40 protein-coding genes and 1 pseudogene are annotated in these 23,471 nt (G+C 44.4%); 3 read left to right on the top strand and 38 right to left on the bottom strand.

From position 1 onward, the window contains the following. Positions 1-119 precede the first annotated feature (119 nt). Positions 120-884, top strand: coding sequence for a polysaccharide deacetylase family sporulation protein PdaB (gene pdaB / locus ACNFN4_RS20430; RefSeq protein WP_014416762.1), 765 nt, complete (start codon positions 120-122; stop codon positions 882-884). On the opposite strand, the gene kbaA is transcribed toward pdaB, so the two are convergent. Continuing rightward, a complete protein-coding gene (gene kbaA, locus ACNFN4_RS20425; RefSeq protein WP_014416761.1) occupies positions 885-1,481 on the bottom strand; it encodes a KinB-signaling pathway activation protein in 597 nt (198 codons plus the stop codon). Positions 1,482-1,588: 107 nt separating this feature from the next. Between kbaA and gerD the strand changes: the two genes are divergently transcribed. Continuing rightward, positions 1,589-2,146 carry a spore germination lipoprotein GerD gene (gerD, locus tag ACNFN4_RS20420; RefSeq protein WP_448200442.1) on the top strand — a complete coding sequence of 186 codons (558 nt, stop codon included), beginning with the start codon at positions 1,589-1,591 and terminating at the stop codon, positions 2,144-2,146. A gap of 32 nt (positions 2,147-2,178) precedes the next feature. Here gerD and ACNFN4_RS20415 read toward each other — a convergent pair whose 3' ends face one another. From ACNFN4_RS20415 to ACNFN4_RS20405, 3 genes are all read right to left on the bottom strand, one after another. Further along, on the bottom strand, positions 2,179-3,231 hold the full coding sequence (locus ACNFN4_RS20415) for an Mrp/NBP35 family ATP-binding protein (RefSeq protein WP_007410418.1): 1,053 nt from the start codon (positions 3,229-3,231) through the stop codon (positions 2,179-2,181). A 79-nt stretch (positions 3,232-3,310) separates the two neighbouring features. Next, the gene (gene cwlD, locus ACNFN4_RS20410; protein ID WP_128496404.1) at positions 3,311-4,024 is read right to left on the bottom strand and encodes an N-acetylmuramoyl-L-alanine amidase CwlD; all 714 of its coding nucleotides are present in this window, start codon (positions 4,022-4,024) and stop codon (positions 3,311-3,313) included. Between the two features lie 60 nt (positions 4,025-4,084). Beyond that, the gene (locus ACNFN4_RS20405; RefSeq protein ID WP_007410416.1) at positions 4,085-4,528 is read right to left on the bottom strand and encodes a DUF2521 family protein; all 444 of its coding nucleotides are present in this window, start codon (positions 4,526-4,528) and stop codon (positions 4,085-4,087) included. 130 nt (positions 4,529-4,658) lie between these two features. Here ACNFN4_RS20405 and ACNFN4_RS20400 point away from each other — a divergent pair, with 130 nt between their 5' ends. Continuing rightward, entirely contained in the window at positions 4,659-5,132 is a 474-nt protein-coding gene (locus ACNFN4_RS20400) for a DinB family protein (RefSeq protein WP_448200441.1), read from the top strand. 13 nt (positions 5,133-5,145) lie between these two features. On the opposite strand, the gene ACNFN4_RS20395 is transcribed toward ACNFN4_RS20400, so the two are convergent. The 34 genes and pseudogenes from ACNFN4_RS20395 to rplB form a co-directional block, all read right to left on the bottom strand. Beyond that, on the bottom strand, positions 5,146-5,913 hold the full coding sequence (locus tag ACNFN4_RS20395; RefSeq protein ID WP_072176951.1) for a class I SAM-dependent methyltransferase: 768 nt from the start codon (positions 5,911-5,913) through the stop codon (positions 5,146-5,148). 137 nt (positions 5,914-6,050) lie between these two features. Next, positions 6,051-6,443, bottom strand: coding sequence for a 30S ribosomal protein S9 (rpsI, locus tag ACNFN4_RS20390; protein ID WP_003225846.1), 393 nt, complete (start codon positions 6,441-6,443; stop codon positions 6,051-6,053). Positions 6,444-6,463: 20 nt separating this feature from the next. After that, on the bottom strand, positions 6,464-6,901 hold the full coding sequence (gene rplM, locus ACNFN4_RS20385; protein WP_003225844.1) for a 50S ribosomal protein L13: 438 nt from the start codon (positions 6,899-6,901) through the stop codon (positions 6,464-6,466). 159 nt (positions 6,902-7,060) lie between these two features. After that, positions 7,061-7,804, bottom strand: coding sequence for a tRNA pseudouridine(38-40) synthase TruA (gene truA / locus ACNFN4_RS20380; protein ID WP_448200440.1), 744 nt, complete (start codon positions 7,802-7,804; stop codon positions 7,061-7,063). Positions 7,805-7,816: 12 nt separating this feature from the next. Continuing rightward, the gene (locus ACNFN4_RS20375) at positions 7,817-8,614 is read right to left on the bottom strand and encodes an energy-coupling factor transporter transmembrane component T family protein (RefSeq protein ID WP_072176949.1); all 798 of its coding nucleotides are present in this window, start codon (positions 8,612-8,614) and stop codon (positions 7,817-7,819) included. After that, positions 8,611-9,480, bottom strand: coding sequence for an energy-coupling factor ABC transporter ATP-binding protein (locus ACNFN4_RS20370; RefSeq protein ID WP_014416754.1), 870 nt, complete (start codon positions 9,478-9,480; stop codon positions 8,611-8,613). The genes ACNFN4_RS20375 and ACNFN4_RS20370 overlap by 4 nt, the downstream gene beginning before the upstream one ends. Beyond that, complete coding sequence (locus ACNFN4_RS20365; protein ID WP_129091885.1) at positions 9,456-10,301, bottom strand: energy-coupling factor ABC transporter ATP-binding protein; 846 nt, start codon at positions 10,299-10,301, stop codon at positions 9,456-9,458. The genes ACNFN4_RS20370 and ACNFN4_RS20365 overlap by 25 nt, the downstream gene beginning before the upstream one ends. A 131-nt stretch (positions 10,302-10,432) precedes the next feature. Further along, positions 10,433-10,795 carry a 50S ribosomal protein L17 gene (rplQ, locus tag ACNFN4_RS20360; RefSeq protein WP_003156550.1) on the bottom strand — a complete coding sequence of 121 codons (363 nt, stop codon included), beginning with the start codon at positions 10,793-10,795 and terminating at the stop codon, positions 10,433-10,435. Positions 10,796-10,872: 77 nt separating this feature from the next. Beyond that, positions 10,873-11,817 (bottom strand): DNA-directed RNA polymerase subunit alpha, encoded by a 945-nt coding sequence (locus tag ACNFN4_RS20355; RefSeq protein WP_003156549.1) that lies wholly within the window; start codon positions 11,815-11,817, stop codon positions 10,873-10,875. Between the two features lie 176 nt (positions 11,818-11,993). Beyond that, a complete protein-coding gene (gene rpsK / locus ACNFN4_RS20350) occupies positions 11,994-12,389 on the bottom strand; it encodes a 30S ribosomal protein S11 (RefSeq protein WP_007410409.1) in 396 nt (131 codons plus the stop codon). Between the two features lie 20 nt (positions 12,390-12,409). After that, the gene (rpsM, locus tag ACNFN4_RS20345; RefSeq protein WP_003156545.1) at positions 12,410-12,775 is read right to left on the bottom strand and encodes a 30S ribosomal protein S13; all 366 of its coding nucleotides are present in this window, start codon (positions 12,773-12,775) and stop codon (positions 12,410-12,412) included. Positions 12,776-12,797: 22 nt separating this feature from the next. Then, positions 12,798-12,911, bottom strand: a complete 114-nt coding sequence (gene rpmJ / locus ACNFN4_RS20340; RefSeq protein WP_003156543.1) for a 50S ribosomal protein L36 — start codon at positions 12,909-12,911, stop codon at positions 12,798-12,800. Positions 12,912-12,944: 33 nt separating this feature from the next. After that, a complete protein-coding gene (infA, locus tag ACNFN4_RS20335) occupies positions 12,945-13,163 on the bottom strand; it encodes a translation initiation factor IF-1 (protein ID WP_003156508.1) in 219 nt (72 codons plus the stop codon). Continuing rightward, positions 13,141-13,375: pseudogene (locus ACNFN4_RS20330) on the bottom strand (KOW domain-containing RNA-binding protein); the annotation flags it as partial. The pseudogene ACNFN4_RS20330 and the gene infA, both read right to left, overlap by 23 nt. 112 nt (positions 13,376-13,487) lie before the next feature. Further along, positions 13,488-14,234, bottom strand: a complete 747-nt coding sequence (map, locus tag ACNFN4_RS20325; RefSeq protein ID WP_007410408.1) for a type I methionyl aminopeptidase — start codon at positions 14,232-14,234, stop codon at positions 13,488-13,490. Continuing rightward, a complete protein-coding gene (locus ACNFN4_RS20320) occupies positions 14,231-14,884 on the bottom strand; it encodes an adenylate kinase (protein WP_007410407.1) in 654 nt (217 codons plus the stop codon). Before ACNFN4_RS20320 ends, map begins: the two co-directional genes overlap by 4 nt. Before the next feature lie 51 nt (positions 14,885-14,935). Continuing rightward, positions 14,936-16,231 carry a preprotein translocase subunit SecY gene (gene secY, locus ACNFN4_RS20315; RefSeq protein WP_007615246.1) on the bottom strand — a complete coding sequence of 432 codons (1,296 nt, stop codon included), beginning with the start codon at positions 16,229-16,231 and terminating at the stop codon, positions 14,936-14,938. Position 16,232: 1 nt separating this feature from the next. Beyond that, the gene (rplO, locus tag ACNFN4_RS20310) at positions 16,233-16,673 is read right to left on the bottom strand and encodes a 50S ribosomal protein L15 (protein ID WP_007410405.1); all 441 of its coding nucleotides are present in this window, start codon (positions 16,671-16,673) and stop codon (positions 16,233-16,235) included. A 30-nt stretch (positions 16,674-16,703) separates the two neighbouring features. Continuing rightward, positions 16,704-16,883 (bottom strand): 50S ribosomal protein L30, encoded by a 180-nt coding sequence (gene rpmD, locus ACNFN4_RS20305; RefSeq protein ID WP_003156497.1) that lies wholly within the window; start codon positions 16,881-16,883, stop codon positions 16,704-16,706. Positions 16,884-16,896: 13 nt separating this feature from the next. Further along, on the bottom strand, positions 16,897-17,397 hold the full coding sequence (gene rpsE / locus ACNFN4_RS20300; protein WP_003156493.1) for a 30S ribosomal protein S5: 501 nt from the start codon (positions 17,395-17,397) through the stop codon (positions 16,897-16,899). 24 nt (positions 17,398-17,421) lie between these two features. Next, a complete protein-coding gene (rplR, locus tag ACNFN4_RS20295) occupies positions 17,422-17,784 on the bottom strand; it encodes a 50S ribosomal protein L18 (protein WP_003156492.1) in 363 nt (120 codons plus the stop codon). Between the two features lie 34 nt (positions 17,785-17,818). Continuing rightward, complete coding sequence (gene rplF / locus ACNFN4_RS20290) at positions 17,819-18,358, bottom strand: 50S ribosomal protein L6 (RefSeq protein ID WP_003156490.1); 540 nt, start codon at positions 18,356-18,358, stop codon at positions 17,819-17,821. Between the two features lie 30 nt (positions 18,359-18,388). Further along, entirely contained in the window at positions 18,389-18,787 is a 399-nt protein-coding gene (rpsH, locus tag ACNFN4_RS20285; protein WP_003156489.1) for a 30S ribosomal protein S8, read from the bottom strand. A gap of 31 nt (positions 18,788-18,818) precedes the next feature. Beyond that, complete coding sequence (gene rpsN, locus ACNFN4_RS20280) at positions 18,819-19,004, bottom strand: 30S ribosomal protein S14 (protein WP_003156488.1); 186 nt, start codon at positions 19,002-19,004, stop codon at positions 18,819-18,821. A gap of 22 nt (positions 19,005-19,026) precedes the next feature. Next, positions 19,027-19,566, bottom strand: a complete 540-nt coding sequence (rplE, locus tag ACNFN4_RS20275; protein WP_003156487.1) for a 50S ribosomal protein L5 — start codon at positions 19,564-19,566, stop codon at positions 19,027-19,029. A gap of 26 nt (positions 19,567-19,592) precedes the next feature. Further along, complete coding sequence (gene rplX / locus ACNFN4_RS20270) at positions 19,593-19,904, bottom strand: 50S ribosomal protein L24 (RefSeq protein ID WP_003156486.1); 312 nt, start codon at positions 19,902-19,904, stop codon at positions 19,593-19,595. A gap of 36 nt (positions 19,905-19,940) precedes the next feature. Beyond that, a complete protein-coding gene (rplN, locus tag ACNFN4_RS20265; protein ID WP_007410404.1) occupies positions 19,941-20,309 on the bottom strand; it encodes a 50S ribosomal protein L14 in 369 nt (122 codons plus the stop codon). A gap of 40 nt (positions 20,310-20,349) precedes the next feature. Next, entirely contained in the window at positions 20,350-20,613 is a 264-nt protein-coding gene (gene rpsQ / locus ACNFN4_RS20260) for a 30S ribosomal protein S17 (protein ID WP_003156484.1), read from the bottom strand. 22 nt (positions 20,614-20,635) lie between these two features. Then, the gene (rpmC, locus tag ACNFN4_RS20255) at positions 20,636-20,836 is read right to left on the bottom strand and encodes a 50S ribosomal protein L29 (RefSeq protein ID WP_003156482.1); all 201 of its coding nucleotides are present in this window, start codon (positions 20,834-20,836) and stop codon (positions 20,636-20,638) included. Then, on the bottom strand, positions 20,826-21,260 hold the full coding sequence (rplP, locus tag ACNFN4_RS20250) for a 50S ribosomal protein L16 (RefSeq protein ID WP_003156478.1): 435 nt from the start codon (positions 21,258-21,260) through the stop codon (positions 20,826-20,828). The genes rpmC and rplP overlap by 11 nt, the downstream gene beginning before the upstream one ends. Before the next feature lies 1 nt (position 21,261). Next, complete coding sequence (gene rpsC / locus ACNFN4_RS20245) at positions 21,262-21,918, bottom strand: 30S ribosomal protein S3 (protein WP_003156476.1); 657 nt, start codon at positions 21,916-21,918, stop codon at positions 21,262-21,264. A gap of 3 nt (positions 21,919-21,921) precedes the next feature. Then, positions 21,922-22,263: a 50S ribosomal protein L22 gene (gene rplV, locus ACNFN4_RS20240; protein WP_003156475.1), complete on the bottom strand. Its 342-nt coding sequence runs from the start codon at positions 22,261-22,263 to the stop codon at positions 21,922-21,924. A gap of 16 nt (positions 22,264-22,279) precedes the next feature. Next, positions 22,280-22,558, bottom strand: a complete 279-nt coding sequence (gene rpsS, locus ACNFN4_RS20235; protein WP_003156472.1) for a 30S ribosomal protein S19 — start codon at positions 22,556-22,558, stop codon at positions 22,280-22,282. A 57-nt stretch (positions 22,559-22,615) separates the two neighbouring features. Next, on the bottom strand, positions 22,616-23,449 hold the full coding sequence (gene rplB / locus ACNFN4_RS20230; RefSeq protein ID WP_003156470.1) for a 50S ribosomal protein L2: 834 nt from the start codon (positions 23,447-23,449) through the stop codon (positions 22,616-22,618). Between the last annotated feature and the right edge of the window lie 22 nt (positions 23,450-23,471).

Below are 23,471 nucleotides of genomic sequence, written 5' to 3'. Positions count from 1 at the left end.
TGCATTTATTAAGTTTAGCAAGTGTTTTTTTCATCTTTTTTAAAACGTATTTCGTTATATTCATCTCCGCCGCGGCATACGATGTAATCAAGCATGGACAAGATAAGGAGGCGTCATCAGTGAATCACTTCTACGTGTGGCACATCAGAAGGATAAAACAGCTGCTTATTATTATCATTGCCGCATTTGCAGCAGCCAGCTTTTTTTATATACAGAGAGCCGTCCCCCTTCCTGTATTTTTAACTGATAGCGGCCCGAAGGCTATTTCAAAAGGGGAGACGAAAGCGGGCGAAGTCGCATTAACATTCGATATCAGCTGGGGCGACGAAAAAGCGGTTCCTATTCTGAACGCGCTAAAAGCAAACGGTATTAAAAACGCCACTTTTTTTCTGTCAGCTTCTTGGGCGGAACGGCACCCGGACACAGTTGAACGTATGGTAAAAGACGGACATCAAATCGGCAGCATGGGATATGCGTATAAGAATTATACGAACCTAGAGGACAATGAAATAAAAAAAGATATCCTCCGGGCCCAGACTGCATTTAAAAAGCTGGGTGTGAAGAATGTTCATTTACTCCGCCCGCCGACCGGACAATTTAATAAAAAGGTTCTTACCATTGCACAGAAGTACCACTATTCAGTGGTTCATTACAGCGTTAACTCGCAGGATTGGACAAATCCCGGCCCTGATAAAATCATTGAAAATGTAAACAGTCATATAAAAGGCGGCGACATTGTCCTGCTGCACGCCTCTGATTCAGCAACACAGACTGAAGAAGCGCTCCCCGCCATTATTCACAATTTAAAGCAAAAAGGACTGAAAAACGTGACAGTCGGCGACCTGATCGCAAATACTGACGTCAAGTCATCAGAAGTGAAATAACTACCTCTGGGCAAACTTCGGCAGCATTAGCAGCTGAAACGCATTGCAGCCCATCAGCGGAATCAGCATTAAATAAAGCCAGTCCTCATTATTCACTCGTAGCGCGGGAACCCATTCAAGCGCTGTAATAACGACCATTAAAAATAATGATGAAACGAACGTATTTTTTGAGGACTGCTTTTGTTTTATATATGCCGTCAACAGGCCGACGGCAAGCAGAGCCAGCGGCAGCCAGACAAACCCCGCAATCGAGTCATCCCGCTCTCCGAAAAACAAAAATCTGACGTACATTAAATCAAAAGCGACAAACAGAATGATAAACAGCTGAAGCAGATTCCAAAGCGAGCTTGATCTGAGAATTTCAAGGGCAAACCGGTGCACCGTCAAAAAAACGAAGAATCCCATCTGGCTGATCACACTGAAAATCATGCCTACCCCGATAAACCAGATCAGAACGGAGAAAATCTGACCGGCATCAAAATTCAGGAAGAACCCCTTGTACTCCCCCCACTTCAGAGCAAATCCCACGACGCTTGTAATAAGAGCGCCCACAGCTAAAATCGAAAAGAAAAATCGAACAAGCCCGCGGCTTTTCATCTCTTATTCATCCCCCTGACAATCGCGTTCAGCGATATTTTGTTATGTATAAATCCATTCCGATGAATCATATTAAAAATAAGTACAAGTAAGGAAGGAGCTTATGCATGTCAAAAGCCAAAACGCTATTGATAAGCTGTTTTGTTGTATTATCTGTAACAGCTTGTGCTCCAAAAGACCAAGCAGCGGATATGGATTATGACCAGACTAAAAAAATGGTTGTTGATATATTAAAGACAGATGATGGAAAAAAAGCAATTAAGGAAATATTAAATGATGATGCGATGAATGAGGCATTGGTGATTGATCAAAATGCCATTAAAGGCACAATAGAGAAAACCCTCACCTCTAAAAAAGGGGCGGAGTTCTGGAAAACCATCTTTGAAGACTCAAAGTTCGCCGAGAGCTTTGCAAAAACTCTTCAGCCCGAGCACGAAAAAATCATAAAAAAACTGATGAAAGACCCTGATTATCAGAAAAGTTTTATGCAGGTCATGCAGGACCCCGGCATGGATAAAAAATACTATGAGCTGGTGAAAAGCCAAAAGTTCCGCAGTTACTTAGAAGATGTAATTACAGAGACACTTTCCAGCCCGCTTTTCAAAAAGCAATTCGAGGATGAACTGAAAAAAGCGGCTTCAAGCTCTGAAAAAGAAAGCCAATAAAAGGCCGGGCCGTGTTGATCCCGGCCCCTTTTTTATTCAGCTGTTTTTTCAATGACTTTCTGGGCGATCCCCATATAAATTTCCCCGATCGGATGACTTCTGTCATAGACAGAAGGCGCAAACTGGTCCTTGTCCCAATCAGGCTGTTTTAAAGGAATTCTGCCAAGCAGCGGCACCTGCAATTCCTCTGCAAGCTTATCTCCCCCGCCTTGACCGAACACATATTCTCTCTCGCCGGTTTTTGCACTTTCATAGTAAGCCATATTTTCAATGACCCCTACAACTTCATGATCGGTCTTAATCGCCATAGAACCCGCTCTCGCCGCTACAAATGCGGCTGTAGGGTGCGGCGTTGATACGATAATCTCTTTGCAGCTCGGAAGCATCGTGTGTACATCGAGCGCCACATCACCCGTGCCGGGCGGCAGATCAAGAACGATATAGTCAACCTCTCCCCAGTCAACTTCATGGAAGAAGTTATTCAGCATCTTGCCCAGCATCGGCCCTCTCCACACAACCGGAGCGTTTTCTTCGACGAAAAAGCCCATCGACATAACCTTTACTCCAAATCTTTCGACAGGAAGCAGTTTTTCTCCTTCTACTGTCGGGCGAACTGTAATACCCATCATGTCGGGCACGCTGAATCCGTATATATCCGCGTCGATCAAGCCGACTTTTTTTCCGAGCCGCGCAAGAGAAATGGCCAGGTTGACGGAAACCGTTGATTTGCCGACACCGCCTTTTCCGCTTGCCACCGCAAGAAAGACCGGCGGGTGTTTCCTATTCAGCAGGGTTTCGCTTTCAGCAGCCGGCCGGCTGAATTTCGCCAATGTTTCTTCCGGCAGCTCTTCAAACCGCAGTCCGACAGTTTCCGCACCCGCTTCTTTCAAAACGGATACGATTTCCTGCTGAATACCCATCTGTTCAGCCGTCCCCGTTTTTGCCAATGCAATTTTTACACTGACATGCCGTTTTTCCGGCTTGATCTTTACTTCTTTAATGGCATCCAATTCTCCCAGCGGTCTATGAAGAAAAGGTTCGCGCATGTTTCCGACTATATTTCTTACTTCATCTTCTCTTATCATCGAACCCTCACCCTTTGTGTATTCGTTTACAAATGGTATTATACCATATATTAAACATAGAATCGGCGAAAAACCCTCCTTACTCGGGAGGGTCTCCTTTCTCTGTGAAGTATCTCAATACGCCCTTATACACGGAAGAAGCGATTTTGTCCTGATATTTGGGCTGTCCGAGCCTTTTCGCTTCTGCGGGATTGGACAGAAATCCGATTTCCACCAGCGCGCCCGGTTTGGTTACATTCTGCATTAAGTAAATGCCGTGTATCCGTTTCGCCTTTCTCGTTGTATTCTCCAAATTGATTCTCAATTCGTCCTGTATATATTTTGCCACTCTTTCATTTTCTTCGTATTTTCCATAGTAGAAGCTTTGGGCGCCGCTCCATCTCGGTGACGGTATGGCGTTCAGATGAATGCTGATATAAAGCTCCGCCTCTGAACGGTTGATGATTTCCACGCGCTTTCTCAGATCTTCCGCTTTGCGTCTGCTGTAGCCTTTCGTCCCTTCAGGAGCTAAATCAGTATCCGTCTCCCGCGTCATAATGACCAAAGCTCCCTGCTCCTGCAAATAGTCTCTTACCCTGGAGGCCACTTCGAGAGTAATGTCCTTTTCAAGGTGACTGCCTCCCGTGGCGCCTCCGTCCGGCCCGCCGTGTCCCGGATCGAGATAGATGATTTTTCCGCTCAGCGGCAGACTCCACGGCCGCCAGGAATCATCATTATGGAATTGAAACCGGAATAAACACAATAATATGATAAAGCCAAGTAAAAAACCGAGCCATTTCAGCTTTTTTGCCATACCTTTCCCTCCCGCTTGTCCCCGTTATTAATAAGTATGGGACAAGGGAAGAAATTATGATTACCTCATGCGGAGCTTACATTGTTTTTCTCTTTGCAGAAATCCTTCCGTCCACCAGCTGTTGATAAACCGGCAGGACGCTTCATAGATTTCTTTTTGTTCAACAGAAGAATATTGCTCATGCGTCCAATTGCAAAGATATTCAAAAAAATCGACCGTCAGTTCTTCCTCTTCTTCAGCCGAACGGGCGTTTGCCCTCTGCAAAGACTCACCATAATAGCCAAAGACGCCGAACCGGCCGCCTAATAAATACGCTTCAATTGCAAAATCTATGCATCCTTCACTCAGAATGCCGTTTTCGTCTTGAAGAAAGGGAAACAAAGGGGTAAGACATGCTTTTACGGACTGAATGATCTGCGTCAGTGACAGCTCCTTTAGTAAACTCTTCTCAAGCTCAAAATCCTTCTGCCGTTTCACGTCTGAAAAAGATAATACTTCTGCCATTGCCAGCCACGCTCCTTTTTACTGTTATTTTGAAAGGAAAAGGGAAAAAGCATGCTTTGTTGATAGTGGAAATCCTCCCAAATGAAGGAGTTTTATGTTAACTGGAAGAAGAAAGAGCTGAGGTGACGTTATGAAAAAGCTGTTTCAATACAATTGGACGGTGCGTGACGAGTGGTTTATGATATGTGAAAAGCTGAGCCGGGAGGAACTGACGAAAACCCGGACGGGCGGAATGGAGAGCATCTTGCGGACTTTATTTCATATCATTGATGTCGAGATCAGCTGGGCTCGTGCCATTTTAGGTAAAGATGATGTTTTACCTGCTGAGTCTGACTATACGAGCATTCAGGATCTCAGAAAGCTGTCTGAACAGTTTCGGGAGGATGTCATTCATGCGGTCTCCCGCAGAGGACCGGATCTTGTTACGCCGGACTGGATGGACCAAACCTTTCCTAAAGAAGATATTCTCCGCCACATCCTTGCGCATGAGATTCACCATATCGGACAACTGTCGGTTTGGGCCAGAGAAATTGGAATAGAACCGGTTTCGGCTAATGTGATCAGCCGTCCGCAGGAAAAAGCCGCAAAAAAACAGCACCTCTGACGGGATGCCGTTTTTATATTTTAATGCTTCTTGTTACGGAGTATGTATTAATGTATTCATCCAGCACGAGGCCGCCTTTGTCCTCGTAAAAACCGGCAACCATAAAGCCTGCGTCAATCTGACCTTTAATTTGATCCTCCAGCGTATGGCCGAATTCAAGCGCTTCATGATTATCAATAAGTTCCTTTACCTTTTTCTTACTCAGATCTTTTTCATCCGAAAACGGAATGGAATACTTTACTTTTAGGACGCCTTCCTGCTCTAAATCCATATCAAATAAGAACACGACGGGATTTACAAAACCAGCGACTAAAGACCCGCCTTTTTTCAATACGCGATGAGCTTCTTTCCATACAGGAAGAACCGTATCAACAAAGCAATTCGATACCGGGTGCACGATAAAATCAAATGACTCATCATCAAAACAGCTCAGATCATTCATGCTGCCTTTGACAGTCCGAAGCGTAAGATCGTCCCGCTCGGCAACCATTCTGTCTTGCGCAAGCTGTTTTTCCGAATTGTCAAAGATGGTGACGTCCGCTCCTGCAGCAGCCAGGACCGGGCCTTGCTGTCCTCCTCCTGAAGCGAGACAAAGAACCTTCAGACCGTCTATGGGCGGAAACCAATCTGCCGGCACATCTTTTCCGGGGGTCATCCTGATGCTCCAATTGCCTTTTTTCGCTTCACCAATCGTATGAGAATCAACCGCAACCGTCCATTCATTGCCTGTTTCGACTTTTTTATCCCATGCCTTGCTGTTATGTATGACTAACTTATTCATTATAACTGCGCTCCTTATTGGTAATGAATAGAGTATAACAAACAATTCTAGAAAAACATCGGATAACCTCTTGAATATGAGAAAAAAATACAAAAAAACCACAACCAAGAAGTTGTGGTTTTTGCCATCCAAAACGATTAACGTTTTGAGAACTGAGGTGCACGACGAGCGCCTTTAAGACCGTATTTTTTACGTTCTTTCATACGAGCGTCACGAGTCAGAAGACCAGCACGTTTAAGTGTTGCACGGTATTCTGGATCTGCTTCAAGCAAAGCACGAGCGATACCATGACGGATTGCTCCAGCTTGACCAGATAAGCCGCCTCCATGTACGTTTACTAAAACATCATAAGTACCAGCTGTTTCAGTTAAAGTTAATGGTTGTTTGATATCTTCGATTAGAGCTGGAGATGGAATGTGCTCGCTGATTTCACGATTATTAACGACGATACGACCTTCTCCTGGAACTAAGCGCACACGCGCTACAGAACTTTTACGACGGCCAGTACCGTAATATTGAACCTGTGCCAAATTGGTAACCTCCTTTTTAATTAACCGCGAAGTTCGTAAACTTCAGGTTTTTGTGCTTCATGTGGATGCTCAGAACCACGGTATACGTTCAATTTTTTGAACATTTGACGACCTAGAGAACCTTTTGGAAGCATGCCTTTGATAGCAAGCTCAAGCATTTTCTCAGGGTAGTTTGTACGCATTTCAAGAGCAGTTCTTGATTTTAATCCGCCTGGATGTTGAGTGTGACGGTAGTAGATTTTGTCAGTTAACTTTTTACCAGTTAACTCGATTTTTTCAGCGTTGATGATGATCACATGATCTCCAGTATCAACGTGCGGTGTGTAAGTCGGTTTGTGTTTTCCGCGAAGGATAGATGCAACTTCTGTAGAAAGACGTCCTAAAGTCTTGCCTGCTGCATCAACAACTAACCACTTGCGTTCAATAGTACTTGCGTTAGCCATAGGTGTTGTACGCATTGAATTTCCCTCCTAAATGATCTGTCATTTTCAATAATCTTCGATTACGTTCTATTTCACAACACAATAAGTTCCGGGGCTTATCGTGGGGTTGAAATACATACCATATGATATCTTATAACTTTATGCAGACTCTGTCAAGAAAATGTTACACCTGGTTTAGTTGTCATAGCAAACGCTCCATAAATACAGCCCGTGCCCCGGTGCGGTGCGCCCCGCGGCTTCGCGATCTTTCGCTTCGAGCATTGCTTTTACATCATCGGGAGAAAATTTTCCAGCTCCTGTATCCAATAACGTTCCGGCAATGATTCTGACCATATTATAGAGAAAACCGTTTCCGGTGATCCGCATCTGCAGGCCGTCTCCGGTCTCAGTCCAATCCAGCTCGTAAATCGTTCTGACCTTATCCTGAACCGCGGTATCAGCCGCGCAAAAGCTTGTGAAATCATGTGTCCCGATGAGGTGCTTTGAAGCTTCCCTCATTTTCTGCACATTAAGCGGATATGCAAAATGGTAAGCGTAATGTCGTTTAAATACGTCCGGGTGTTTCTCCGTATATACAAAGTAGCGATATTCCTTTTGGACCGCGCTAAATCGTGCATGGAACCCATCATCCGCAATCTCTGCTGTTTTGACGGCAATATCATCAGGCAGCAGGGCATTGAGCGCAAACGGCCATTTCTCAGCCGGGATGGACAGCGGCGTATCAAAATGAATGACCTGCCCGGCAGCATGAACATCGCTGTCCGTGCGGCCGGATGAGATGACAGGCACCCTGCCGTCCGTTTTATGGATGACGGCCAGCGCTTTTTCCAATTCACTTTGAACGGTCCGCTTTCCAGGCTGAACCTGATATCCGTTAAATAAATGCCCGTCATAAGCAATGGTACATTTCACTCTCATTCAGCAGCACCTCTAACTTCTTAAGAAAAACAATAACACGGCTAATACGATGATGAGCAGAATAGCTCCGGTATCCTTTCCGGTCCAGACGAGCTTTCTGTATTTCGTTCTCCCCTCACCGCCCTGGTAGCCTCTCGCCTCCATGGCGACCGCGAGCTCTTCCGCGCGTTTAAAGGCGCTGACAAACAGCGGGACAAGCAGCGGAACAACCGCTTTGATTCTGTCTTTCACCGGGCCGCTTGTAAAGTCCGCACCCCTCGCCATTTGCGCCTTCATGATTTTATCTGTCTCTTCCATCAATGTCGGGATAAATCGCAATGATATCGACATCATCAATGCTAGTTCGTGTACGGGCAGCTTCACCTTTTTAAAAGGATTCAGGAGCTGCTCCATTCCATCCGTTATTTCAATCGGCGTTGTTGTCAGCGTCAGCAGCGTCGTCATAAAGATAAGGTAAACGAAACGGAGGGAGATAAAAATCCCCTGTATAAGTCCGCCCTCATACACTTTAAACCAGCCAAGCTGAAAAATGACAGATCCTTCATGTGTCATGAAAATGTGTAATAAAAAGGTAAACGCCACAATCCAGATAATCGGCTTAAGCCCCTTCAGCAAAAAGCTGAACGGCACGCTTGTTAAGGCGATCACCCCGAATGTAAACAAACCGAGCAAAGCGTACGTCTGTACGTTGTTTGCCAAAAAAACGATACATACAAAAAGAAAGATGCTGACAAGTTTTGTTCGCGGGTCCAATCGGTGAATAAGCGATGATCCGGGAACATACTTTCCGATAATCATGCTGTCCATCATTGGTCCTTTTCCTCCTGAAAAAAAGCCTTAATTTCACTGGCGGCATCCTGCAGGGTCAGCATGGGTTTCTCATACTTGACTCCGAGAGCCTTCTCAAGCCGTCTCTGAAACTTTACCGATTCAGGAAGATCCAGTCCCATTTCGGCCATCTCTTCACCTTTTACAAACAAGTCACGCGGACTCCCCGTCGCTTTAATGGTTCCTTTGTGCATGACAATCATTTCGTCAGCATAGCGGGCGGCGTCCTCCATGCTGTGGGTGACGAGAACGGTAGTCAGGTTTCCCCGCTGATGAAGCGCATAGAACATGTCCATAATGTCCTGGCGCCCTCTCGGATCAAGACCGGCCGTCGGTTCATCCAAAACCAGCACTTCCGGCTCCATCGCGAGAACGCCGGCAATCGCCACTCTGCGCATCTGGCCGCCGCTGAGCTCAAATGGTGAACGATCCAAAATGTCTTCCGGAAGGCCCACAAGCCCCAGCATTTCTTTTGCTTTCCGTTCAGCGTCTTCTTTCTTTACACCGAAATTCATCGGTCCGAATGCGATGTCCTTCAGCACAGTCTCTTCAAACAGCTGATGTTCGGGAAATTGGAAAACGATTCCGACTTTTTTTCGCAAAGTCTTAAGGTCTTTATTCTTTTTACCGGCTGCCAGAATCGTGCTCCCGAGTTCAAGCTGTCCTTTAGTCGGTTTCAGCAAACCGTTTAAATGCTGCAGGAGCGTCGATTTGCCCGACCCTGTATGCCCGATGACGGCAACGTAGCTGCCCTCTTTTATCACGGCATTGATATCATACAGAGCCAACCGTTCAAACGGTGTTTTCATTTGATAGCGGTGTTCTACATCTTTGATTTTAATGTCCACAGCTCATTCACCAGCCCTTCCTGAGTCAGATGGTTTTTCGTTAAAGCCAGTCCGCTTTCTTTCAAAAGCAGGCTGAGCTGGAATGAGAAAGGCAAATCAAGACCGATGCGAACCAAGTCTTCGTTTAATTTAAAAATCTCTTCAGGCGTGCCCTCTGCATATTTCCTGCCGCCGTTCATCACAATGATCCTGTCCGCCCTTGCGGCTTCTTCCAGGTCATGTGTTATCGAAATGACGGTGGCCATGCCCTGATCTTTTAAGCGTCTGACAGTCTCAAGGACTTCTTCTCTCCCAATCGGGTCAAGCATGGATGTCGCTTCATCCAAAATCATAATATCAGGACGCGCGGCAATAATTCCCGCGATCGCCACTCTTTGTTTTTGACCTCCGGAGAGATGGTGCGGCTCTTGATCAAGAAAATCCTGCATATTGACTTGTGTGACAGCCCAATCTACTCTCTCAATCATTTCTTCGCGCGGAACACCATTGTTTTCTAAACCAAAAGCCACATCATCGCGAACAGTCGTTCCGACAAATTGGTTATCGGGATTCTGAAAGACCATCCCTATTTTTTTTCGCACATCCCACACGGTATCCTCAGTCAGCTTGATGCCGCCGACTTCAATTTCTCCGGCCTCAGGCAAAATCAGCCCGTTCAACGCTCTGGCCAAAGTCGACTTCCCTGAACCGTTGTGGCCTACGATAGCAAGCCATTCTCCTTCGTATACCTCCAGACTCACACCGTCCAGCGCCGGTCTTTCTGCATCTTTGCGGTATCGGAATAGAATGTCTTTTACGGATATAAGCTGTTTTTGATCCACGGGCGCCTGACCTCCTCTCAGCTATAGCTCTGCTTTTCTGTCTCATGATAAAAAGTTCTGATATCTAAAAAAAGGGCATAGATCCAGTTAGAAACTGTCCCGCCCTTCTTTAGATACACAAAAATATGTGATTAAACCAATTCGATGATTGCCATTGGTGCACCGTCACCACGGCGAGGACCAAGCTTCATAATACGTGTGTATCCGCCTTGGCGCTCCTCGTAACGAGTTGCAATGTCAGAGAATAATTTTTGAAGTGCATCTTGGTTATTTTCTTCATTAGCAACCTCGTTGCGAATGTATGCAGCAGCTTGACGACGAGCATGCAAGTCACCGCGCTTACCAAGAGTGATCATCTTTTCAACAACAGAGCGAAGTTCTTTCGCACGTGTTTCAGTTGTTTCAATTCTTTCGTTGATGATCAAATCTGTTGTAAGATCACGAAGCATAGCTTTACGCTGTGAACTCGTACGTCCTAGTTTTCTGTATGACATGTGATGTCCCCTCCTTTAATGGAATGCTGTTTCTAAATAAAAAACACACGAAAATCCTAGTTCACATGGAAACTAGATCAATCGTCTTTGCGAAGGCCGAGTCCAAGTTCTTCTAGTTTCGCTTTCACTTCTTCAAGCGATTTGCGTCCCAGGTTGCGAACTTTCATCATATCTTCTTCCGTCTTGTTCGCAAGTTCTTGAACCGTGTTAATGCCCGCACGCTTCAAGCAGTTGTAAGAACGGACAGAAAGGTCAAGTTCCTCAATCGTCATTTCAAGAACTTTTTCTTTTTGGTCCTCTTCTTTTTCAACCATGATTTCAGCATGCTGAGCTTCGTCAGTTAAACCGACGAATATATTAAGGTGTTCAGTTAAAATCTTTGAACCGAGAGCAATTGCTTCCTTCGGTCCAGTGCTTCCGTCAGTCCAAACATCAAGTGTAAGTTTGTCATAGTTTGCAACCTGGCCTACACGAGTGTTTTCTACCTGATAAGATAAACGAGAAACTGGCGTAAAGATTGAATCGATCGGAATCACGCCGATAGGCTGATCGTCTCTTTTGTTCGAATCAGCAGGTGTATACCCACGTCCTCTTTGTGCAGTAAGGCGAACTCGGAAACTCGCATTCTCACCAAGAGTCGCGATATGAAGATCCGGATTAAGGATTTCAACATCGCTGTCGTGTGTAATATCAGCTGCTGTGACAGTTCCTTCGCCCTGTACATCAATTTCAAGCGTCTTCTCTTCATCAGAGTAGATTTTCAATGCAAGCTTTTTAATGTGCAAGATTATCGTTGTAACATCTTCCACAACGCCTTCGATTGTCGAGAATTCGTGCAGTACACCATCTATCTGGATCGATGTTACAGCGGCACCAGGGAGTGAGGATAAGAGGATACGACGTAAGGAGTTACCCAGAGTTGTACCATATCCACGCTCAAGCGGCTCTACGACAAACTTACCAAATTTGGCATCGTCGCTGATTTCAACCGTTTCGATTTTTGGTTTTTCAATCTCGATCATTACTTAAAACCCTCCTTCAAAACGTCGAAACCTCGAATAGAATCATATGAGATTCCATCCGAAATTCCCCATTGTTTAGTCCCGTATGTGCTCAGGCAACGAGTCGGTGCATTCGTTTCATAAATAACTGTATCATAACCCATTATTGACAGGGACACAAAATCTATACAAACAAATTACACGCGGCGACGTTTTGGTGGACGGCATCCATTATGAGGAACAGGAGTTACGTCTCTGATAGCTGTAACTTCAAGTCCGGCAGCTTGTAAAGCACGGATTGCAGCTTCACGGCCAGAACCTGGTCCTTTAACAGTTACTTCAAGAGTTTTAAGTCCGTGTTCGATTGAACCTTTAGCAGCTGTTTCAGCAGCCATTTGCGCAGCAAAAGGAGTAGATTTACGAGAACCTCTGAATCCTAGAGCTCCGGCACTAGACCAAGAAAGAGCATTACCATGAGTATCAGTGATCGTAACGATCGTGTTGTTGAAAGTTGAACGAATATGAGCGATTCCTGACTCAATATTCTTTTTCACGCGACGTTTACGCGTGTTTTGTTTACGAGCAGCAGCCATTGTTTAGGTACCTCCCTTACTTATTTTTTCTTGTTAGCTACAGTACGACGCGGACCTTTACGAGTACGCGCATTGTTTTTAGAGTTTTGTCCGCGAACAGGCAAACCTCTGCGATGGCGGATTCCGCGGTAGCTTCCGATTTCGATCAGACGCTTGATGTTAAGAGAAACTTCACGGCGAAGGTCACCTTCTACTTTCAGTTTGTCAATAACATCACGGATTTTACCAAGTTCTTCTTCAGTAAGATCACGCACACGAGTATCTTCAGAAACACCAGCCTCTTTCAAGACTTGCTGAGCCGTTGTGCGGCCAATTCCGAAGACATATGTTAAAGAAATAACAACACGTTTGTCACGTGGGATATCTACACCAGCAATACGAGCCATTCTCTGGGCACCTCCTTATTAATTATCCTTGTTTTTGTTTATGCTTTGGATTTTCACAGATCACCATTACTTTTCCTTTTCTGCGAATAACTTTACATTTCTCGCAGATTGGTTTAACTGATGGTCTCACTTTCATGTGTTTCCAACCTCCTTCAGTTTCCGGAGTGCTTTATTTGTAACGGTACGTAATCCTGCCACGAGTTAAGTCATATGGAGATAATTCTACCGTAACTTTGTCTCCAGGTAAAATGCGAATGAAGTGCATGCGGATTTTACCAGATACGTGAGCCAAAACCGTATGGCCATTTTCGAGTTCAACTTTGAACATCGCGTTTGGCAGTGTTTCGACAATCGTACCTTCCACTTCAATTACATCGTCTTTCGCCATTCAAGTGTTCTCCCTTCTTCAAATCAGTAACTTGCTCTCTGACAAATTTCAAAAGAGAAAATCTCAGTTATCCGTTTGTCACACGCCCTGTTTCGTTTATACTGTTCTGAACTTCCGGAGATACGCAATCATAAAGGGTGAATGATTGATATTCTTTTTCTAAGGAGAATGAAATGTACGCTTTTCTCCGTCTGCTTTAGTACACGATGATGAATCTTCATTCCGATGACAGCAGCTAGCCGTTTTTTCTTCCGACCAATTGTAAACCTACAATCTGCCCAGGTGCGGAATGAAAAACATATGTCATGGAATTCATTTCATCATCTAGACTTTTGTCAGTATATCAAAACCCGTTTCCGTAATCGCAATCGTATGTTCAAAATGAGCACACTTTTTCCCATCTACCGTTACAACCGTCCAGTTATCAGCCAATGTTTTCACATATCGGCTGCCAGCGTTAACCATCGGTTCTATAGCGAGAACCATACCAGGCTTCAGCCTAGGTCCTTTGTTTGGCGGACCGTAATGAGGAATTTGCGGATCCTCATGCAAGTCTTGACCAACACCATGTCCGACATACTCCCTAACAACTGAAAACTGCTCATTTTCGACATACGTTTGTATTGCGTGGGAAATATTCGACAAACGTTCACCTGGTTTTGCTTCCTTCAAGCCTTTATATAAAGACTCCTCTGTCACTTCCAGCAGTCGTTTATCATCATCACTGATGTTTCCTACCGGATATGTCCAAGCAGAGTCACCATGATAACCATTTAATTTAGCACCGATATCAATGCTGATAATGTCACCGTCACGCAAAACCCTTTTACCGGGAATTCCGTGAACGAGTTCTTCATTAACTGATACACAAATGCTCCCGCGAAACCCATTATACCCCTTAAAAGATGGGATTGCACCCTGCTTCTCAATAAAACGTTCGGCAATTTGATCCAATTCTTTTGTCGAGATTCCTGGTTTAATGTGCTTTTTCATCTCTTCATGAGTCAAAGCCACGATTCGCCCTGCTTCCCGCATGATGCCAAGCTCACGAGGGGTCTTACAGATAATCATTTGCTCAATCCTCCAAGAAGCTCTTTCACATCTTTGTACACGTCGTTAATGTCCTGCTGGCCATTGACGTTGACAAGATACCCTTTCTCAGAATAAAAATCGAGTAAAGGCTGAGTCTGCTTCATGTTGACCTCAAGCCGTTTTGAGACGGTTTCCTCATTATCATCTGCCCGTTGATAAAGGTCTCCTCCGTCTTTATCACAAACACCCGGCGTTTTCGGCGGATTGAAAACCAAATGATAGGTTGTGCCGCAAACACTGCAAATTCTGCGTCCAGTCAAACGTTCCATTAAAGAGTCTTTGTCTACTTTAATGTTAATGACATAATCAATCGGCTTGCCGTATTCCTCAAGAATGTTTTCAAGAGCTTCAGCCTGAGCGACTGTTCGCGGAAATCCGTCCAGAAGAAAACCTCTTTCACAATCATCTTTGCCGAGTCTTTCTTTGACAATGCCGATTGTGACTTCGTCCGGTACGAGCTCGCCTTTATCAATATAAGACTTTGCTTCGAGTCCGAGTGGTGTTTCTTCTTTCATAGCAGCACGGAACATATCTCCCGTTGAGATATGAGGTATCCCATAATCCTCAACAATTCGTTCTCCCTGTGTGCCTTTACCGGCTCCAGGGAGTCCCATTAAGACTAAGTTCATTCGGATTTCCCCCGTCCTCTCTTATTTAGAGGAATGGTTAAAACCAGTCCTCTAATTTTTCATAAATCCTCGGTAATTACGTTTCACTAACTGGCTCTCCAGCTGCTTCATTGTCTCCAAGGCTACCCCGACGACAATTAACAATGATGTTCCGCCAATCTGTGCACTTTGAGGCAATCCAGCGAATTGAATGAAAAAGATAGGAAGAATGGAAATCACGGCTAAGAATATAGAACCCACAAACGTAAGTCGATACAAAATGCTCGTAATTCTATCTTGAGTCATTTTCCCTGGACGAACCCCCGGGATATAGCCACCCTGTTTTTTAAGGTTATCAGCCATTTGTTCAGGGTTTACCTGCACAAAAGCATAGAAGTACGTAAAGGCGATAATTAATGCGACATAAACCGCCATGCCCACCGGATGTGTATTGTCAAAGTTGGCTTGAATCCACTTTGTCACATTGTTTTCTCCGAAAAATGACGCGATAGTACGCGGCGTAATAAGAAACGCAACCGCAAAGATTACCGGAATAACCCCTGCCGGATTCACTTTAAGCGGAAGGTGAGTTGACTGGCCTCCGCCAACAGGTGAACGACCTTGCCCTTTTGCATATTGAATCGCGATTTTGCGTACGGCCTGCTGAATGAAAATAACACCAACAATAACGGCCAAAATCGCAATCACCAGTAAAGCGATTTTTACAATATGAATAAACAGCTGATCGCTGCTGCCGACAAATTGAGTCTCATAAATCTGCCCAACAGTTTTCGGAATACTAGCCACAATCCCCGCGAAGATGATGATCGAAATTCCGTTACCTACTCCATTGGAAGTAATTTGTTCTCCCAGCCACATTAAAAAAGCAGTTCCTCCAGTGAGTACTAAAGCAATAATCAGATATGTCGATATGCCGGATTTTTCAATCAGCATACCGTTTGCCAGGTTGTTAAACCCGTAAGACATACCTAATGCCTGGATAAAACCAAGCACAATCGTAAAATATCTCGTGAACTGAGCTAATTTACGGCGGCCGACTTCACCTTGCTTAGACCACTCGGTAAACTTCGGCACAACATCCATCTGAAGCAGCTGGATGATGATTGAAGCAGTGATGTAAGGCGTAATTCCCATCGCAAAAATGGAGAACTGATAAAGCGCACCGCCGCCAAATGTATTAAGGAGATCAAAAACCCCCATCGAACTTTGTGTCTGCAACGCCTGAGCATTTACATATGGCACAGGGATAAACGCACCTATGCGAAAGACGATTAGCATGAGTAATGTAAAAATGATTTTATTCCGAATATCACTCACACGCATAAAGTTGGAGATTGTCTTAAACAAGTTAGATCACCTCAGCTGTACCGCCAGCAGCTTCAACAGCTTCTTTCGCAGAAGCAGAGAATTTATTGGCTTTTACAGTTAATTTTTTCTCTAATTTACCGTTGCCAAGAATCTTTACTCCTGCATTAAGTTTGCTAATAACACCAGTCTCAAGAAGAAGTTCAGGAGTGACTTCCGTTCCTTCCGCAAAACCGTTCAATTTGTCTACGTTCACAATAGCGTAATCCTTACGGTTGATGTTTGTAAAACCGCGTTTAGGAAGACGTTGGAATAAAGGCATTTGTCCCCCCTCGAATCCAGGGCGTACACCGCCGCCAGAACGAGCGTTTTGACCTTTGTGACCTTTACCAGCTGTTTTACCGTTACCAGAACCAATACCACGACCTACGCGATTGCGTACTTTACGTGAACCTTCTGAAGGCTTTAATTCATGAAGTTTCATTAGGACACCTCCTTAGCCTATAATTTATTTTTATTGTTCTTTAACAGAAACTAGATGAGATACTTTATTAATCATACCGCGGATCGCAGCGTTATCTTCATGAACGACAGTTTGGTTTGTTTTCTTTAAACCAAGTGTTCTTACAGTAACGCGCTGATCTTCCGGGCGACCGATTACACTGCGTTTGAGGGTAATTTCTAATTTAGCCATTAATGTTCCCTCCTTATCCTAACAGTTCTTCTACAGATTTTCCACGAAGCTTCGCAACCTCTTCGGCACGTTTAAGCTCACTTAAACCTTGAAGTGTTGCACGGATCATGTTGATCGGTGTGTTAGAACCTAAAGACTTAGAAAGGATATCAGCAACGCCAGCAAGCTCAAGTACCGCACGTACAGGGCCTCCAGCGATAACTCCAGTACCTTCAGAAGCAGGTTTCAACAAGATATTGCCTGCACCGAAACGTCCGATGATTTCGTGTGGAATCGTAGTTCCAACCATTGGTACTTCAATCAAATTCTTTTTCGCATCTTCAACAGCTTTGCGGATGGCTTCAGGTACTTCTTGTGCTTTACCAGTACCGAAACCTACGTGACCGTTTTTGTCACCGACAACGACTAGAGCTGCGAAACGGAAACGACGACCACCTTTAACAACTTTCGCTACGCGGTTAACCGTAACTAAGCGTTCTTCTAACTCTAATTTGCTTGGGTCAATACGACGCATAATCATGTGTCCCTCCTTTTTTTATTAAAATTTCAGTCCGGCTTCACGAGCTGCATCGGCCAGAGCTTTTACACGTCCATGGTATAAGTATCCGCCGCGGTCAAATACTACGTCAGAAACACCTTTCTCAGAAGCGCGTTTCGCAACGAGTTCACCGACTTTAGCAGCAGCAGCGCTGTCACCAGTGCTTTCCACGTTCAAATCTTTATCGAGAGTAGAGGCACTAGCAAGTGTAACGCCATTTACATCATCGATGATTTGAGCATAAATGTGTTTGTTTGAACGGAACACATTCAGACGAGGTCTTTCAGCTGTGCCTGAAAGTTTAGCACGAACACGGGCATGTCTTTTTTGACGAGCAGCATTTTTGCTAGTTTTCGTAATCATCCTTAGGTCACTCCTTTCTTCACTTTAAGCGGTCTTACTTAGCAGATTTACCTTCTTTACGGCGAACAACTTCACCTTCGTAGCGGATTCCTTTACCTTTGTAAGGCTCTGGAGAACGTACAGCGCGGATGTTAGCAGCGATAGCTCCTACACGCTCTTTGTCTGTACCTTTTACAACTACTTTAGTTTGAGAAGGAACTTCGATTTCGATGCCCTCTTCAGGAACGATCTCAACAGGGTGAGAGTATCCAACGTTTAAAACAAGTTTGTTTCCGGATTTAGCCGCACGATAACCGACACCGACTAATTCCAAACCTCTTTCAAATCCTTTAGATACGCCTTCAACCATGTTTCCAAGCAGACTGCGAGTCGTACCATGCAGCGCACGGTGCTCTTTGTGATCAGAAGGACGAGTAACTGTAAGCACGTTGTCCTCAATTTTGATTTCCATATCAGGATGGAAAGTACGAGTTAATTCTCCTTTTGGTCCTTTTACAGCTACAGTGTTGCCTTCGTTCAGCGTTACTGTAACTCCAGAAGGGATCTCAAGCAGTTTTTTACCTACACGAGACATACTAAAACACCTCCATTCTTGTTAAACTTCTTACCAAACGTATGCTAGAACTTCTCCACCAGCTTGTTTTGCACGGGCTTCTTTGTCCGTTAAAACACCTTGTGATGTAGAAATAATCGCGATTCCAAGACCGTTAAGTACGCGAGGTACTTCATTTGATTTAGCGTATACACGCAAACCTGGTTTGCTGATTCTTTTAAGACCAGTGATAACGCGCTCGTTGTTTTGTCCGTATTTCAAGAAAACGCGGATGATACCTTGTTTGCTGTCTTCTACGAACTCAACGTCACGAATGAAACCTTCACGCTTTAAAATGTCAGCAATTTCTCTTTTCAATTTAGAAGCAGGAATTTCAAGCTTCTCATGACGTACCATGTTTGCATTGCGAATACGAGTCAGCATATCTGCAATTGGATCTGTCATAACCATTATATAATTACCTCCTTCCCATTCTTGGGGATTACCAGCTGGCTTTTTTCACGCCAGGAATTTGTCCTTTATATGCAAGCTCACGGAAACAAATACGGCAAAGTTTAAATTTACGAATGACTGAGTGCGGACGTCCGCAGCGTTCACAGCGAGTGTACTCTTGCACTTTAAACTTTGGTGTACGTTGTTGTTTCGCAATCATTGACTTTTTAGCCACGATTTCGCCTCCCTTTCATTGATTATTTCTGGAACGGCATACCTACTTGAGTTAATAGCTCACGAGCCTCTTCGTCAGAGTTAGCAGTCGTTACGATAACGATGTCCATTCCGCGAACCTTTGTTACTTTATCGTAGTCAATTTCAGGGAAGATTAACTGTTCTTTAATACCAAGAGTGTAGTTTCCGCGACCGTCGAAAGATTTCTTAGAAATCCCGCGGAAGTCACGTACACGCGGTAAAGATACAGAAATAAGTTTATCAAGGAAATCATACATGCGCTCTCCGCGAAGAGTTACTTTCGCACCGATAGGCATTCCCTCACGAAGACGGAATCCAGCAATTGATTTCTTCGCACGAGTAACGACAGGTTTTTGACCTGCGATAAACGTTAATTCTTCAACAGCACTGTCGATTGCTTTCGCGTTTTGAACAGCATCACCGACACCCATGTTGATTACGATTTTTTCGATTTTTGGCACCTGCATAACAGAGTCGTAGTTGAACTTCGTCATTAAAGCAGGTGAAATTTCTTTATTGTACTTTTCTTTAAGGCGGTTCATGAGATAGACCTCCCTTCCTTTAAATACTATTTATCTAAGACTTGCCCAGATTTTTTTGCAACACGAACTTTTTTGCCATCTTCCACTTTGTATCCTACGCGAGTCACTTCACCTGTTTTAGGATCGAGCGGCATAACGTTTGATACATGAATTGGCGCCTCTTGATTAGAAATACCGCCTTGAGGGTTTGCTTGAGTTGGTTTAGAGTGCTTCTTCACCATGTTTACGCCCTCAACTAGAACGCGGTCCTTTTTAGGGAAAGCAGCAAGGATCGTACCTTGTTTGCCTTTATCTTTACCAGAGATAACCATTACTTTATCGCCTTTTTTCACATGCATCCTGATCGCACCTCCTTGAGTAAGGCATTTATTTCATTAGATAACTTCTGGAGCCAGAGAAACAATTTTCATGAAGTTGTTTTCACGTAATTCACGGGCAACCGGTCCGAAGATACGAGTTCCACGCGGGCTCTTGTCGTCACGGATGATAACACATGCATTCTCATCGAAGCTGATGTATGATCCGTCAGTTCTGCGTGCTCCGCTTTTTGTGCGAACGATAACAGCTCTTACGACTTCACCTTTTTTGACAACGCCTCCTGGTGTTGCTTGTTTAACCGTGCAAACAATTACATCACCAATGTTAGCCGTTTTACGTCCAGAACCGCCAAGAACTTTAATAGTAAGTACCTCACGCGCACCGGAGTTGTCAGCAACTTTTAAACGAGTCTCTTGTTGAATCATTATTTGTTACCTCCCTTCGGAAAAAGAATTCCGAACTTTATTAGATAATAACAGCTTCTTCGACAACTTCTACTAGACGAAAACGCTTAGTTGCAGATAATGGACGAGTTTCCATGATCTTTACGATGTCTCCGATTTTAGCTTGGTTATTTTCATCATGTGCTTTGAATTTCTTTGAGTATTTTACGCGTTTACCGTAAATAGGATCCTTTTTGTATGTTTCAACAACAACAGTGATGGTTTTATCCATTTTGTCAGAAACAACACGGCCTTGGTAAACTTTGCGTTGGTTACGTTCGCTCATGCTCACGACCTCCCCTCAGTGATTATTTGTTGGCAGCAATTTCTCTTTCACGAATCACAGTTTTCATGCGCGCGATAGCTTTGCGCACTTCACGAATGCGAGCAGTATTTTCAAGTTGTCCTGTCGCTAATTGAAAGCGAAGATTGAAAAGTTCTTCTTTAAGAGACTTTACTTTTTGTTCAATTTCAGCAGTGGTAAGGTCACGAATTTCATTAGCTTTCATTTGATTCACCACCAATTTCTTCACGTTTTACGAACTTCGTTTTAATTGGCAATTTGTGAGATGCAAGACGAAGAGCTTCACGAGCTACCTCTTCAGACACACCAGAAATTTCAAATAAAACTTTGCCCGGTTTTACAACAGCTACCCAGCCTTCAGGAGCCCCTTTACCGGAACCCATCCGTACCTCAAGCGGTTTAGCAGTGTAAGGTTTTGAAGGGAAAATTTTAATCCAAACTTTACCGCCACGTTTCATGTAACGAGTCATCGCAATACGTGCAGCTTCGATTTGGCGGTTCGTGATCCAAGAAGCTTCAAGAGCCTGGATACCGTACTCACCAAAATGTACTTCAGTACCGCCTTTAGCGCGACCGCGCATTTTTCCGCGATGCTCTCTGCGATATTTAACGCGTTTTGGTAATAACATATTATTTTCCTCCTTCCTCAGTTTTCTTCTTAGTAGGAAGAACCTCTCCACGATAGATCCAGACTTTTACACCAAGCTTACCGTAAGTTGTGTCAGCTTCAGATGTTGCATAGTCGATGTCAGCACGTAAAGTGTGCAATGGAACAGTTCCTTCACTGTAGTATTCAGAACGAGCGATATCAGCTCCGCCAAGACGGCCGGAAACCATTGTTTTCACACCTTGTGCTCCAGCACGCATAGTGCGTTGGATTTGTTGTTTTTGCGCACGGCGGAAAGAAATACGGTTTTCTAGTTGACGAGCGATGTTGTCAGCTACAAGCTGAGCATCAAGATCTGCTCTTTTGATTTCAAGAATGTTAATGTGTACACGCTTGCCAGTAAGGCTGTTAAGGGCTTTACGAAGTGCTTCAACTTCAGATCCGCCTTTACCGATTACCATACCAGGCTTAGCAGTGTGGATCGTAATGTTAACGCGGTTTGCTGCGCGCTCGATTTCTACTTTAGAAACAGAAGCGTCAGAAAGGCGTTTGCTAATGAATTCACGAATTTTTAAATCTTCGTGCAGGAAGTCAGCGTAATCTTTACCAGCGTACCACTTAGATTCCCAATCACGAATGACTCCGATACGAAGACCGACTGGATTTACCTTTTGACCCACTACTTATCCCTCCTTCTTTTCTGATACAACGATTGTAATGTGGCTCGTACGTTTGTTGATTTGGCTCGCACGTCCCATAGCACGCGGGCGGAATCTTTTTAACGTTGGGCCTTCGTCAACAAATGCCTGAGAAATAACCAGATTGTTAGCGTCCATCTCGTAGTTATGCTCAGCATTTGCGATAGCAGATTTTAAAACTTTTTCGATGATCGGAGAAGCAGCTCTCGGAGTTAAGTTCAGGATAGATACTGCTTCGCCTACTTGCTTACCTCGAATCAGGTCCATTACTAGACGTGCTTTACGAGGAGCAATACGGACTGTTCTTGCAACAGCTTTAGCTTGCATTTAAAAGCCTCCTCTCTTAGCGTCTTGTTTTTTTATCGTCACTGGCGTGGCCTTTGTAAGTACGAGTCGGTGCGAATTCGCCCAACTTGTGGCCTACCATGTCTTCAGAAATGAATACAGGCACGTGTTTACGTCCGTCATATACTGCGATAGTGTGACCGATAAATTGTGGGAAAATAGTTGAACGGCGAGACCAAGTTTTTACAACTTGTTTCTTGTCCGTTTCATTTAATTTCTCGATTTTTGTCATCAAGTGTCCATCGACAAATGGTCCTTTTTTCAAGCTGCGAGCCATTTTGGAACCTCCCTTCGTGATTGCACTACGGTCCGAAATGAACCGTAGACAACCCCGTTATTTATTTTTACGACGACGTACGATAAATTTATCAGATTTGTTCTTTTTCTTACGTGTCTTGAATCCAAGAGTCGGTTTGCCCCAAGGAGACATTGGTGATTTACGTCCGATTGGCGCGCGACCTTCACCACCACCGTGCGGGTGATCGTTAGGGTTCATTACAGAACCGCGGACTGTAGGGCGGATGCCTTTCCAGCGAGAGCGTCCTGCTTTACCAACGTTGATCAGTTCGTGCTGCTCGTTACCTACTTGACCGATAGAAGCGCGGCAAGCAGAAAGGATCATGCGAACTTCACCAGAGTTAAGACGTACAAGAACGTATTTGCCTTCTTTACCAAGAACCTGAGCAGATGTACCAGCTGAACGTACAAGCTGTCCGCCTTTACCAGGTTTTAATTCAATGTTATGCACAACTGTACCAACAGGGATGTTGATAAGCGGAAGTGCGTTACCTACTTTGATGTCAGCTTCAGGGCCGGACATGATTTCAGTACCTACTTGAATTCCTTTTGGTGCAAGAATGTAACGTTTTTCTCCGTCTACATAGTTGATTAGTGCAATGTTAGCTGAACGGTTTGGATCGTACTCAACTGTAGCAACGCGTCCAGGTATACCATCTTTATCGCGTTTGAAGTCGATAACACGGTATTGGCGTTTGTGTCCGCCACCTTGGTGACGTACAGTCAATTTACCTTGGTTGTTACGTCCGCCTTTTTTGTGAAGGGGCGCAAGCAAGGATTTTTCCGGCTGGTCAGTCGTGATTTCAGCAAAATCTGAAGTTGTCATGCCACGACGTCCGTTAGAGGTCGGTTTATACTTTTTAATCGCCATTTTGAATTTCCCTCCTTCTTTT

It is taken from the genome of Bacillus sp. N1(2025), assembly GCF_053470005.1.
The sequence above is the reverse complement of the archived record's forward strand: the minus strand, read 5'-3'. Positions and strand labels throughout refer to the sequence as shown.

Excerpts from the sequence above, each read along its gene's own strand:
- kbaA (WP_014416761.1), bottom strand. The coding sequence starts at position 1,481 with ATGAAAAGCCGCGGGCTTGTTCGATTTTTCTTTTCGATTTTAGCTGTG.
- gerD (WP_448200442.1), top strand. The coding sequence starts at position 1,589 with ATGTCAAAAGCCAAAACGCTATTGATAAGCTGTTTTGTTGTATTATCT.
- ACNFN4_RS20415 (WP_007410418.1), bottom strand. The coding sequence starts at position 3,231 with ATGATAAGAGAAGATGAAGTAAGAAATATAGTCGGAAACATGCGCGAA.
- cwlD (WP_128496404.1), bottom strand. The coding sequence starts at position 4,024 with ATGGCAAAAAAGCTGAAATGGCTCGGTTTTTTACTTGGCTTTATCATA.
- ACNFN4_RS20405 (WP_007410416.1), bottom strand. The coding sequence starts at position 4,528 with ATGGCAGAAGTATTATCTTTTTCAGACGTGAAACGGCAGAAGGATTTT.
- ACNFN4_RS20400 (WP_448200441.1), top strand. The coding sequence starts at position 4,659 with ATGAAAAAGCTGTTTCAATACAATTGGACGGTGCGTGACGAGTGGTTT.
- ACNFN4_RS20395 (WP_072176951.1), bottom strand. The coding sequence starts at position 5,913 with ATGAATAAGTTAGTCATACATAACAGCAAGGCATGGGATAAAAAAGTC.
- rplM (WP_003225844.1), bottom strand. The coding sequence starts at position 6,901 with ATGCGTACAACACCTATGGCTAACGCAAGTACTATTGAACGCAAGTGG.
- truA (WP_448200440.1), bottom strand. The coding sequence starts at position 7,804 with ATGAGAGTGAAATGTACCATTGCTTATGACGGGCATTTATTTAACGGA.
- ACNFN4_RS20375 (WP_072176949.1), bottom strand. The coding sequence starts at position 8,614 with ATGATGGACAGCATGATTATCGGAAAGTATGTTCCCGGATCATCGCTT.
- rplQ (WP_003156550.1), bottom strand. The coding sequence starts at position 10,795 with ATGTCATACAGAAAACTAGGACGTACGAGTTCACAGCGTAAAGCTATG.
- ACNFN4_RS20355 (WP_003156549.1), bottom strand. The coding sequence starts at position 11,817 with ATGATCGAGATTGAAAAACCAAAAATCGAAACGGTTGAAATCAGCGAC.
- rpsK (WP_007410409.1), bottom strand. The coding sequence starts at position 12,389 with ATGGCTGCTGCTCGTAAACAAAACACGCGTAAACGTCGCGTGAAAAAG.
- rpsM (WP_003156545.1), bottom strand. The coding sequence starts at position 12,775 with ATGGCTCGTATTGCTGGTGTAGATATCCCACGTGACAAACGTGTTGTT.
- rpmJ (WP_003156543.1), bottom strand. The coding sequence starts at position 12,911 with ATGAAAGTGAGACCATCAGTTAAACCAATCTGCGAGAAATGTAAAGTT.
- infA (WP_003156508.1), bottom strand. The coding sequence starts at position 13,163 with ATGGCGAAAGACGATGTAATTGAAGTGGAAGGTACGATTGTCGAAACA.
- map (WP_007410408.1), bottom strand. The coding sequence starts at position 14,234 with ATGATTATCTGTAAGACCCCTCGTGAGCTTGGCATCATGCGGGAAGCA.
- ACNFN4_RS20320 (WP_007410407.1), bottom strand. The coding sequence starts at position 14,884 with ATGAACTTAGTCTTAATGGGACTCCCTGGAGCCGGTAAAGGCACACAG.
- rplO (WP_007410405.1), bottom strand. The coding sequence starts at position 16,673 with ATGAAACTTCATGAATTAAAGCCTTCAGAAGGTTCACGTAAAGTACGC.
- rpmD (WP_003156497.1), bottom strand. The coding sequence starts at position 16,883 with ATGGCTAAATTAGAAATTACCCTCAAACGCAGTGTAATCGGTCGCCCG.
- rpsE (WP_003156493.1), bottom strand. The coding sequence starts at position 17,397 with ATGCGTCGTATTGACCCAAGCAAATTAGAGTTAGAAGAACGCTTAGTT.
- rplR (WP_003156492.1), bottom strand. The coding sequence starts at position 17,784 with ATGATTACGAAAACTAGCAAAAATGCTGCTCGTCAAAAAAGACATGCC.
- rplF (WP_003156490.1), bottom strand. The coding sequence starts at position 18,358 with ATGTCTCGTGTAGGTAAAAAACTGCTTGAGATCCCTTCTGGAGTTACA.
- rpsH (WP_003156489.1), bottom strand. The coding sequence starts at position 18,787 with ATGGTTATGACAGATCCAATTGCAGATATGCTGACTCGTATTCGCAAT.
- rplE (WP_003156487.1), bottom strand. The coding sequence starts at position 19,566 with ATGAACCGCCTTAAAGAAAAGTACAATAAAGAAATTTCACCTGCTTTA.
- rplX (WP_003156486.1), bottom strand. The coding sequence starts at position 19,904 with ATGCATGTGAAAAAAGGCGATAAAGTAATGGTTATCTCTGGTAAAGAT.
- rplN (WP_007410404.1), bottom strand. The coding sequence starts at position 20,309 with ATGATTCAACAAGAGACTCGTTTAAAAGTTGCTGACAACTCCGGTGCG.
- rpsQ (WP_003156484.1), bottom strand. The coding sequence starts at position 20,613 with ATGAGCGAACGTAACCAACGCAAAGTTTACCAAGGCCGTGTTGTTTCT.
- rpmC (WP_003156482.1), bottom strand. The coding sequence starts at position 20,836 with ATGAAAGCTAATGAAATTCGTGACCTTACCACTGCTGAAATTGAACAA.
- rplP (WP_003156478.1), bottom strand. The coding sequence starts at position 21,260 with ATGTTATTACCAAAACGCGTTAAATATCGCAGAGAGCATCGCGGAAAA.
- rplV (WP_003156475.1), bottom strand. The coding sequence starts at position 22,263 with ATGCAAGCTAAAGCTGTTGCAAGAACAGTCCGTATTGCTCCTCGTAAA.
- rpsS (WP_003156472.1), bottom strand. The coding sequence starts at position 22,558 with ATGGCTCGCAGCTTGAAAAAAGGACCATTTGTCGATGGACACTTGATG.
- rplB (WP_003156470.1), bottom strand. The coding sequence starts at position 23,449 with ATGGCGATTAAAAAGTATAAACCGACCTCTAACGGACGTCGTGGCATG.